The organism is Serratia sp. Ser99 (genome assembly GCF_024519545.1).
GTDB classification, from domain to species: domain Bacteria; phylum Pseudomonadota; class Gammaproteobacteria; order Enterobacterales; family Enterobacteriaceae; genus Serratia; species Serratia liquefaciens.
Genome location: NZ_JALJRT010000003.1, coordinates 72,604 through 80,865, shown reverse-complemented (window position 1 = coordinate 80,865; position 8,262 = coordinate 72,604). Strand labels below are relative to the sequence as shown.

Below are 8,262 nucleotides of genomic sequence, written 5' to 3'. Positions count from 1 at the left end.
ACCCCCCCCCCCCCCCCGACAAACCGGTTCCAGTATGGTAACACCTTATACAACCATTACGCCTACCAGATGCTTAACCTCACTTATCCATCATGCTTAACTCCCTAGTTTTTTGATAGCTTAATTATCCCATTTTTATATATTTAAGTGATGGATAATATTCAATTTTGGGATATCACTCGAGGAAAAACACCATGTTCTCAGTTTATTCAACAGGATATCAATTAGTAATAAAAACACTTCGCGATGCTCGCATAGAAAAAAGCATCACTCAGGCCAAACTGGCCGAAGCGCTGGAACGCCCGCAGTCGTTTATCGCCAAGGTTGAAAACGGCGAGCGCAAACTGGATGTGGTGGAGTTTGCTGTTATTGCCCGGCTGCTTGGGGTGGATGCTGGAGCGATTATTGAGCGGATTGGCGGGCGATTTCATTCTCTGTAATCGAACCTACGATTTTTGCGTTACGAATGCGCTTATCAGTACATATCGGGCGTGATGATCTAATTAGACACTCCATAGTTATTGAAGAGAGCCACCGGTCCGGTGCATTCCCTGCCTTATAGTTGAACGCCCCCCTGATAGCTTTGGCAGCGAAGAACGAGTTATCCAGGTGTATCTATTTAAGGAGGAACTAATGTCTCATTCATCATCGAGGACAAGAGTTTTGGATATGGCAAGGCCCTTGGCACACAGAGCTTCTCACGCACGAAGTTGTGCTAACCATGTGGCAAACAGGTTAGGAATTACCCGCAGTGAGCTTTTGATAAAAGTTGAGGAAGATTCTGGGGCAAGTTTGGTATCACCACAAACCGAAGAAGAACTGATGAAAGCGTTCTATTTTATGGAAAACCTTTAATATTGGGCCGCTATGAGCGATCAGCGGACGTTCCTAATTCCTTTAAAAAATCCTCCAGGGAGGATATGATAAAAATATACAGCTATAAAGCCTAAAGGGAGTGGGCATGACATTGTTTGAGGAATGTAAGGACCTGCTCAAGACAGATTTTAATGCTATGGAAGGGGATGATTTGAGTGCGGTAATGGATATTTTTCATCAATATCCATGGCATAGCGGTGATCTCAAATGGGCGGAAATGGACTTTAGCGATTATGAACTTAGTCATGAGATGTTTAACTTGAGCGACTTAGGCAATGAAACTGTATTTGTCGTAGCGGATGATGCGAATGTGCCCGTGTTCAGAACCCATCTACAACTCATTGTCGATAATATCTACGATGTCATCGCCCTGTCACCTAAACTATTTATTTTTAACGATAAGATAATGATTAAGCCTTTATTCCCTCATGATCTTATAAGGTTTGGTCTGCGAAAGTGATGAGCAGAAATGCTGATCAGCTCCCCGTTGCTCAACTAAGACTGTTGTTCTCCACGTCCACTCCTGGCACAGAGCCGACTGTCAGAATAGTTTCTTTGGGCCTGCAACAATGCCAGTTCTGGTATGAACCAGCATACAAAAAGGGCGCAGCATGCTGCGCCCCTACATGAAATCTCAACGCCGTACTAAACGTTAACTGCGAACCAAATCGTCGCCGTAGCCGATCCACTTGTAGGTGGTCAGAGCGTCCAGGCCCATTGGGCCGCGGGCATGCAGTTTCTGCGTGCTGACCGCCACTTCTGCACCCAGACCGAACTGGCCGCCGTCGGTGAAGCGGGTGCTGGCATTCACATACACCGCGCTGGAGTCCACCGCACGCACAAAGTGCTCGGCGCTGCTCAGTGAACGGGTGAGGATCGCGTCGGAGTGGCTGGTGCCGTGGGTACGGATATGGTCGATGGCCTGATCGATATCGTCCACCAGCGCCACGTTCAGATCCAACGACAGCCATTCGTCGTCATAATCTTCTGCCGCCACCGCCACCACCGTTGCCGGGCCGTCTTGCAACAGCGGCATGGCATTCTCCGCCGCGTGCAGGGTAACCCCCACCGCCGCCATTCTGGCACTCAGCGCCGGCAGGAACTCTGCGGCGATGCTGCGGTTCACCAGCAGCGTTTCCAGCGAGTTACAGGCGCTTGGGCGCTGAATTTTGGCGTTCTCTATCACCGTCAGCGCCTTGTCGAAATCAACGCTGTCATCAACGTAGGTGTGGCAAACGCCGATACCGCCAGTGATCACCGGGATGGTCGACTGTTCACGACACAGCTTGTGCAGCCCCGCGCCACCGCGTGGGATCAGCATATCGACGTAGCGATCCAGGCGCAGCAGTTCATTCACCAACGCGCGATCCGGGCTGTCGATAGCCTGTACCGCAGCCGCCGGTAGGCCGCACTGTTCCAGCGCCTGCTGGATCACTTTCACCGTCGCCTGATTGGTATGGTGGGTTTCTTTACCGCCACGCAGGATCACCGCGTTGCCGGTTTTCAGGCACAGGCTGGCAACGTCGATGGTGACGTTTGGCCGTGCTTCATAAATCACGCCAATCACGCCCAACGGCACGCGACGGCGTTCCAGTTTCAGCCCGCTGTCCAGCAGGCTACCGTCCAACACGTGGCCGACCGGGTCGTTTAAACGACACACCTGGCGCACATCGTTGGCGATCGCCGCCAGTCGCGCCGGGGTCAGTAGCAGGCGATCGAGCAGCGCTTCGCTCATCCCGCTGGCGCGTGCCTGCGCCATATCCTGCTCATTAGCCTGCAAAATTACTTCGCTTTCGGCTTCCAACCGGTCGGCGATGACCGACAACACCTGGTTTTTCTTCGCCGTGCTCAGCACCGCCAGTTGCCAGGAAGCCTGTTTGGCGGCTTTCCCCATTTGCTCTAGCATGCTCACTCCTTAACTGACTATCATATCGTCGCGGTGCACTGCCACCGGGCCGTATTCATAACCGAGAATTTCGCTGATTTCCTGCGAGTGATGACCGGCAATCATGCGCATCGCGTCGCTGTTATAGCGGCTGACGCCGTGGGCCAAATCGCGCCCCGCCAGGTTACGGATGCGGATCACTTCACCGCGGGAGAAATCGCCTTTCACTTCGCGAATGCCCTTCGGCAGCAGCGAACTGCCGCGCGCCATAATCGCATCGACCGCGCCGTCGTCGACGGTGATCTCACCGGCCGGCGGTGCGCCAAAGATCCAGCGTTTGCGGTTTTCCAACGGGGTTTCCAGCGCGTGGAAACGCGTGCCCACCGGTTTACCTTCAATAACGTCCGCCACCACGCCCGGCTTGCTGCCAGCGGCAATGATCACGTCGATGCCAGCGCGACAAGCCACGTCGGCAGCTTGCAGCTTGGTACCCATGCCGCCGGTGCCCAGGCCGGAAACGCTGTCGCCGGCAATGGCACGCAGCGCATCGTCGATGCCGTGCACTTCACGGATCAGTTCCGCCTGCGGGTTATTACGTGGATCGGCGGTGTACAAGCCTTGCTGATCGGTCAGCAACAGCAATTTGTCGGCCCCGGCCAGGATCGCCGCCAGCGCCGACAGGTTGTCGTTGTCGCCCACCTTGATTTCTGCAGTCGCTACCGCGTCGTTCTCATTGATTACCGGCACGATACGGTTGTCCAACAGCGCGGTCATGGTGTCACGCGCGTTGAGGAAGCGTTCACGGTCTTCCAGATCGGCGCGCGTCAGCAACATCTGCCCGACGTGGATGCCGTAAATGGAAAACAGTTGCTCCCACAGTTGGATCAGCCGGCTCTGCCCGACCGCCGCCAGCAGCTGCTTGGAGGCGATGGTGGCGGGGAGTTCAGGGTAACCCAAATGTTCGCGCCCGGCGGCAATCGCGCCGGAGGTGACGATAACGATGCGGTGACCCGCTGCATGCTGTTGTGCGCACTGGCGTACCAGTTCGACAATGTGAGCACGGTTAAGACGCAGCGATCCGCCGGTCAACACGCTGGTGCCCAATTTCACAACCAGTGTCTGGCTGCCGTTCATAGTATTTCTGCCGTGTAATTTATCCGTCATCTTTCAAGCTGCAGCGTTGTTGGCTACTCGCAATCCCCCCAGTTACTTACCTTGGTAAGCTCCTGCGGATTCCTGCACTTGCCGCCTAGCCGCAACTCGAAAGCTATAGGATATGATGAGAATAAGAGTGCAAAGGACTTTGTAGCAGGAGAGACGCGTTATGCCAACAGGCACAACGCGAAATCAGCAGAATACTTGTGGTCTAACGGGGTCAGGCGGAAAGTTTAATCAGTTTCTCTTTGAAATTCTCGGCCGGTTCAAGCGTCAGTTCCATGGTGGTCAGCAGCTCGCCCAGACGACGGTGGAAATCACGCAGGGTGGTTTCCAACTTGGTTTTCACTTCAGCATCTTTAATCTTTTCCGGCGTCCAGTGCCCATCTTTATCAAACAGGCCAAACTGATAGGCGTAGGTGAAACGCGTATCTTCGGCATGCAGTTCGATCCACCAACCCCAGAACTCGCGCTTCTCTGGAGCGGGCTTAACATTGACGCACACGGCTAAACAATCAAAGAAAAAACGGTCGTTCTCACACTGCCCTTCACGCAGGTACGGCCCCAAGCTGGCGAAACGTTTCATTAGTCGGCTTTTAGGGTGACCACTCGGTAACGTCATTCTTTAACCTCCTCAATGTAGACCACTCTTTTTAACAAACTGTTAAAATTTAGCAACTAATTAACGCATTTTATCTTTCATCCAGTGGGTCATTTGCAGCAACGCCTTGTGGAAACTGCTGTAGACAGGGGCGCGCGGTATGGCGATCAGTTTGCCGTCCAGCGAGGATGATGCGATCAGTTGCGCTTCTTCTTTCGGGCTGAGCGGATCCTGATCCCAGTAACCGGCCAGCATTGGCGTCGGGCAACGGCGGCCCAACAGCCCTTGGGTTTTCAGCGAATAACTGTTCAGCTCCACCTTCAGCACGTTATCCGACGCGTTGGCCATCCCCATCCGGCTGGCCAGCACATCCATGTACATGTCCGGCACATGCTGTTGCGTTTTGCTGTCGCACAGCAGGCGATGCACCACCGGCCCCAGACAAGCCACGCCCCGCAGCCGCTGTGGCTCCAGATAGGCCAGACGTACCGCCACGTTGGCACCAAAACGGAAGCCAAACGCGGTGACGCGCTGATGATCGACCCACGGCACCGAGGCCAGTTGGATCAGCACCTGCTGATGCAGGAAGCTGGAATCTTGCGTCAGCTTCCACTTGTATGAGGAGCCGATGGAAGGCATATCGATGGTCAGCATGGCGATGCCGTGCGGTGCCAGATAATCGCGGAACAGGCGGTGGTAGTCAGTTTGCAGCGTGTCCAGGCTGCCGCACATCAACACCGTCGGGAACGGGGCCTCGCCCTTTTCCGGCAGGTGCAGGAAGCCATTGATGCTGCTGCCGCCCTCAATGCGGAACTCCAGCTCTTTCAACTGATAAGGCAGCAACAGCGCGGCTTCTTCGTAAGCCCGACAGGAGAGCGCTTCGGCCTGCTCGGCCAGTTCGTCCCCTTTCAGGTGCGGGTAGCCGGCGATGCTGTAAAAATTGGCGGCGTTGAGCCAGTGCTGACCGCCGATCAAAGGATCCTGCTGTTCCAACGCGCTCTGTTGCCAGCGCATGCCCTGGTGTACCCATTCGTAAATCCAGTTGCCGTTACGGTAACCGACCACGGTATCCAGCCATTTGTCGTTGGTGTGCTCCACATCGGCGACTGCGATGCGCGCCAGCACTTCGTTGATTTCGATCGGATCAACGCCGCGCCAGGCCCACAACAGCGGGTTAAGCATGCGATACCAGTTGCTGACGGTGTTGCCTTCCAGCGTGGAATGCAAATCGGCGCTGACTTTGTTGCGCGCGCGCATCACCAGCGTCGAGGTCTCAGGATGTTTAAATGAGGGTTTGAACAGAATTTCAGAAAGGTTGGCTTGTGCCATGGTAACAACAGCCTCCGTAAATCTGGCTATAGGCCGCAAACAGCCTAATCAACTGGAGGTAGTGTACCTAACTCTGGGGCGATAAACCAAAATAACGAAAACGCCCGGCGAAACCGGGCGTTTTAATGGAACAGCCTGTCGAACTTAACGACCGCCGATCGGTGGTACGAAGGTCACCGCCATATCCCATGGCTGTTCGATCCAGGTATCCTGTGGGATATCAACCACATAATCGTCCACCAGCGGGCGGCCTGCCGGCTTGGCAAAGATGGTGACGAAATGCGCTTTCGGGTACATCTCGCGGATGGCTTTTGCAGTACCACCGGTATCCACCAGATCGTCGATGACGATAAAGCCTTCACCGTCGCCTTCAGCGCGCTTGAGCACTTTCATTTCGCGTTGGTTGTCATGGTCATAGCTGGAAATGCACACGGTATCCACATGGCGAATACCCAGTTCACGCGCCAGTAAGGCTGCCGGCACCAGGCCGCCGCGGCTTACGGCAATAATGCCTGTCCATTGGTCTACGGGCAGCAGGCGGTGAGCCAGTTTGCGCGCTTGCATTTGCAGCATGTCCCAGGTAACAACGTATTTTTCGCTCATAGAATGGTGTCCCAGCCAGCCAGGGTGTGGCTTATTCAGTAATCAGGGGAAAAAAGGTTGCGCGAGATTATAGAGACTGGGCGCGCCGAATACCAGTTGTACCGTGGAAATCATAAGTATTTCCTCTGGTGATTGATGCTGAAAAAATGAACTGCAGCGCAGCAAACTAGTGTGATCAAGCGCTTAAACAGCACAATTCGGGACGGGCACCGCCCGGTAGAAAGTGATATTCTCTGGAGATCGTGCCAAAACCGCACAGATGCCCCTAACCCTAACCGAGCGGTATTCCCGCTATGCCGTGAATGCCGTTACAGGAGACTTATTGTGTCTGAATTGTCTCAACTTTCGCCACAGCCGCTGTGGGATATTTTTGCCAAAATCTGCTCTATTCCACACCCTTCTTATCATGAAGAAGCGCTGGCGCAGCACATCCTCGAATGGGCCAAAGAGAAAAACCTGCACGCCGAGCGTGACCAGGTAGGCAATATCCTGCTGCGCAAGCCAGCCACCAAAGGCATGGAAAACCGCAAGCCGGTTGCCCTGCAGGCGCACCTGGACATGGTGCCGCAGAAGAATAACGACACCGTGCACGACTTCACCAAGGATCCGATTCAGCCGTATATCGACGGTGAGTGGATCAAAGCGCGCGGCACCACGCTGGGCGCCGACAACGGCATCGGCATGGCCTCCGCGCTGGCTGTGCTGGCAGACGACAGCGTCGAGCACGGTCCGCTGGAAGTGCTGCTGACCATGACCGAAGAAGCCGGCATGGACGGTGCATTCGGGCTGCAGGCTAACTGGCTGCAGGCTGATATCCTGATCAACACCGATTCCGAAGAAGAAGGCGAGATCTACATGGGTTGCGCCGGCGGTATTGATTTCATCACCACCCTGCCGCTGCAGCGTGAAGCCGTACCGGCCGGTTACCAGACCCTGAAGCTGACGATCAAGGGCCTGAAAGGCGGCCACTCCGGCGCGGATATTCACGTCGGCCTGGGCAACGCCAACAAACTGCTGGCGCGCTTCCTGTTTGATAATGCCGCGGCGTTGAATCTGCGCGTGCTGGACCTGAACGGCGGCACCCTGCGCAACGCCATCCCGCGTGAAGCTTCTGCCGTGGTTGCCGTACCGGCAGCTAAGGCCGATGAGCTCAAAGCACTGAGCCAGGCGTTCCTGGCCACCCTGCAAAATGAGCTGTCCGCTAAAGAAAAGAACATCACCGTTCTGCTGGAGCCAACCACCAGCACGTCTCAGGCGATGACCGCAGACAGCCAACAGCGTTTCCTGGCACTGCTCAACGGCACGCCAAACGGTGTGATCCGCATGAGCGACGCGGTGAAAGGCGTGGTGGAAACCTCACTGAACGTGGGCGTAGTGACCACCAGCGACAGCGAAGCAGAAATCATCTGCCTGATCCGTTCGTTGATCGACAGCGGTAAAGATTACGTGGTCGGCATGCTGACCGCGCTGGGCCAGTTGGCCAACGCCAAAGTGGCCCCGAAAGGCGGCTACCCTGGCTGGCAACCGGACGCTGACTCACCGGTCATGCATTTGGTACGCGAGATCTATCAGGATCTGTTCAACAAGACGCCGAACATCATGGTGATCCACGCCGGGCTGGAATGCGGCCTGTTTAAAAAGCCGTACCCGAATATGGATATGGTGTCGATTGGGCCGACCATCACCGGGCCACACTCGCCGGATGAGCAGGTGCATATCGAAAGCGTGGGCCTGTACTGGAAACTGCTGACGGCACTGCTGAAGGCTATCCCAGAGCGCGCGTAATTTGCCGGGTTCGGTGTACTGAACCCTA

Annotated in this window: 9 protein-coding genes; 4 read left to right on the top strand and 5 right to left on the bottom strand. The window is 55.3% G+C overall.

Features of this window, described 5'->3' with window-relative positions; translation table 11 throughout:
- Positions 1 to 194 precede the first annotated feature (194 nt).
- From NR114_RS08095 to NR114_RS08085, 3 genes are all read left to right on the top strand, one after another.
- Positions 195 to 440 (top strand): helix-turn-helix domain-containing protein, encoded by a 246-nt coding sequence (locus NR114_RS08095; protein ID WP_234529323.1) that lies wholly within the window; start codon positions 195 to 197, stop codon positions 438 to 440.
- A 193-nt stretch (positions 441 to 633) separates the two neighbouring features.
- Complete coding sequence (locus tag NR114_RS08090; RefSeq protein WP_129941121.1) at positions 634 to 855, top strand: hypothetical protein; 222 nt, start codon at positions 634 to 636, stop codon at positions 853 to 855.
- A 106-nt stretch (positions 856 to 961) separates the two neighbouring features.
- A complete protein-coding gene (locus NR114_RS08085) occupies positions 962 to 1,336 on the top strand; it encodes a hypothetical protein (RefSeq protein WP_129941122.1) in 375 nt (124 codons plus the stop codon).
- 192 nt (positions 1,337 to 1,528) lie between these two features.
- On the opposite strand, the gene proA is transcribed toward NR114_RS08085, so the two are convergent.
- From proA to gpt, 5 genes are all read right to left on the bottom strand, one after another.
- On the bottom strand, positions 1,529 to 2,782 hold the full coding sequence (gene proA, locus NR114_RS08080) for a glutamate-5-semialdehyde dehydrogenase (RefSeq protein ID WP_048759703.1): 1,254 nt from the start codon (positions 2,780 to 2,782) through the stop codon (positions 1,529 to 1,531).
- Positions 2,783 to 2,791: 9 nt separating this feature from the next.
- A complete protein-coding gene (gene proB, locus NR114_RS08075; protein WP_020825379.1) occupies positions 2,792 to 3,895 on the bottom strand; it encodes a glutamate 5-kinase in 1,104 nt (367 codons plus the stop codon).
- Between the two features lie 241 nt (positions 3,896 to 4,136).
- Entirely contained in the window at positions 4,137 to 4,538 is a 402-nt protein-coding gene (crl, locus tag NR114_RS08070) for a sigma factor-binding protein Crl (protein WP_041414255.1), read from the bottom strand.
- Between the two features lie 60 nt (positions 4,539 to 4,598).
- On the bottom strand, positions 4,599 to 5,846 hold the full coding sequence (frsA, locus tag NR114_RS08065) for an esterase FrsA (protein ID WP_044548514.1): 1,248 nt from the start codon (positions 5,844 to 5,846) through the stop codon (positions 4,599 to 4,601).
- 144 nt (positions 5,847 to 5,990) lie between these two features.
- Complete coding sequence (gene gpt / locus NR114_RS08060; RefSeq protein WP_044548512.1) at positions 5,991 to 6,449, bottom strand: xanthine phosphoribosyltransferase; 459 nt, start codon at positions 6,447 to 6,449, stop codon at positions 5,991 to 5,993.
- 324 nt (positions 6,450 to 6,773) lie between these two features.
- Here gpt and pepD point away from each other — a divergent pair, with 324 nt between their 5' ends.
- The gene (gene pepD / locus NR114_RS08055) at positions 6,774 to 8,234 is read left to right on the top strand and encodes a beta-Ala-His dipeptidase (protein WP_020825375.1); all 1,461 of its coding nucleotides are present in this window, start codon (positions 6,774 to 6,776) and stop codon (positions 8,232 to 8,234) included.
- Positions 8,235 to 8,262 lie beyond the last annotated feature (28 nt).